The organism is uncultured Thiodictyon sp. (assembly GCA_903837595.1).
Classification (GTDB): Bacteria; Pseudomonadota; Gammaproteobacteria; order Chromatiales; family Chromatiaceae; genus Thiodictyon.
Genome location: CAILVI010000216.1, coordinates 1 through 1,735, shown reverse-complemented (window position 1 = coordinate 1,735; position 1,735 = coordinate 1). Strand labels below are relative to the sequence as shown.

3 protein-coding genes are annotated in these 1,735 nt (G+C 68.0%); all 3 read left to right on the top strand.

Translation table 11 applies throughout. The features are described 5' to 3' along the window. Positions 1-827 (top strand): lytic transglycosylase domain-containing protein (locus tag QZY44_RS11660; RefSeq protein ID WP_295446377.1); only part of this gene is annotated, 827 nt, incomplete at its 5' end. 2 nt (positions 828-829) lie between these two features. Then, positions 830-1,159, top strand: a complete 330-nt coding sequence (locus tag QZY44_RS11655) for a hypothetical protein (protein WP_295446375.1) — start codon at positions 830-832, stop codon at positions 1,157-1,159. Further along, entirely contained in the window at positions 1,146-1,640 is a 495-nt protein-coding gene (locus QZY44_RS11650) for a FlhC family transcriptional regulator (RefSeq protein WP_295446373.1), read from the top strand. Before QZY44_RS11655 ends, QZY44_RS11650 begins: the two co-directional genes overlap by 14 nt. Positions 1,641-1,735: the final 95 nt, after the last annotated feature.

Sequence of the window (1,735 nt, the reverse complement as noted above, 5' to 3'; positions counted from 1 at the left end):
TGATCACCCGGGGACGCCCCCACCACTACCAGGACCGGTTCCATGCCGCACAGGCACTCCTGACACCCGACTTTGGGTCAACACAGAACACCATGGACGTCGGTATGACGGGTATCAACATCGCTCGCTTTGGTGATCACGTCGACGTGGCGTCGGACCTGCTGGACCCGGCGACCAACCTGCGGCTGGCCGCCGAGGTCCTGGCTGAGGGTCTACGCAGGACCCCGAATGATCCGGCGCTGGCGATCGGCCGCGTCGCTTATCCCGCTGATCCCACCGCGGCACGCGCCTTGGGCCGGCATGTCCTGGCCGTCGCGACGGCCCTGGACGGCGCGCCCAGCGGCGCGGCGGCACCGACGATCCGCTGCGTCGGCAAGCCACCGGTGACGGCGCCGCGCGCCCCCGCCGGGCCCGGCCATGCCGAGCCCGCCGACCAGCCGTTCGTGGTTCACCTGATCAAGACGGCGGCCGCGCGCCACGGGGTGGACCCCGCCTTTGCGCTGGCCATCGCCAAGAACGAGAGCGGCTTCCGCCAATCGGCCCTGAGCCCGAAAGGGGCGCGCGGGGTCATGCAATTGATGCCGGGTACGGCGTCGCGCTACGGCGCCGACCCGCACGACCTGGGGCAGAACATCGATGCCGGGGTGCGGTATCTGCGCGACCTGGCGGAGTTGTTTGGCGGTGACGCGGCACTGGTGGCGGCGGCCTATAACGCGGGGGAGCACGCCGTCGTCAAGCACGGCTGGCGCGTTCCCCCCTATCGGGAAACGCAAGCGTATGTGCCGCGGGTACTCGCGACGCGGGAGCAACTGTGGTTTCAACCCTGACGTTGAACGCACCGAACCACGCGGAGACGATCCTGCGGCTCAACGCCGCGTTCTTCCTGGCCGCGCGTGACGCAGCCCGGGAGAGCGTGCCGTTCGCGATGGCCGCCTTCGGCGTCCCCCAAGTCCTGGCGGAATGGTTGCTGACGGCCGGCCCCGATCAGGTCCTGGCGCTGGCGCAGCTCCCGGTCTGCACGTTCGAGGTCCGGTTGCCCACCCGGGCGATGGCGACCGTCTGCCTGCCGGGAGGCCGGGTTCCCGTTGAGACGGATTGCCCGGTGGTGGCGATGCACACGGCGCTGATGGCCGTCGGAGCCGCCAGTGAGCGCAGTTGATCGCTACACCGCCTTGCAGTTGGCCATCCGCCTGGTCAGACACGGCGTCAAACTCTCCATCGTGTATTCCGGCACCGGGGTGGCACGCGAATACCTGCGCAATCTGTACCGCGAGATCCACGGCCGCTCACCGCGCGGAGGACCGCTGGTCACGAGCGTGGGCACCGTCATCAAGACCCGCCCGCAACAGGCCCATGCATCCCTGTTCGCCGCCTTGTATCTGCGGCTCGATGGGCGGGGGCTCTACCAGGCCATCAACTACACCGCCTTGCTCGACGCCTTCGAGATGTACCTGGCGCTGATCCCACGGCGCAAGCCACCACTCATCGACATCAATCTGGCCTGGGCCACCGCGCGTGACTTGCGCAGCGGCCAGGCTGACTTGCAGCACTGCCCGGCCTGCGAGGTGGGGTTTCTCGTCATGCGGGCGGGAAATATCGGTTCAACCTGTCCACTGTGTTCACTGTATGCGCGCGTATAGATGGTCTCTCGTCGGGCTTGGACTGGACATCGCCGGCGCGGCCAGCGCCGGGCTCGATGGGTTTTACGAAGGCAAATCGCAGGGTTGGTTTTGGT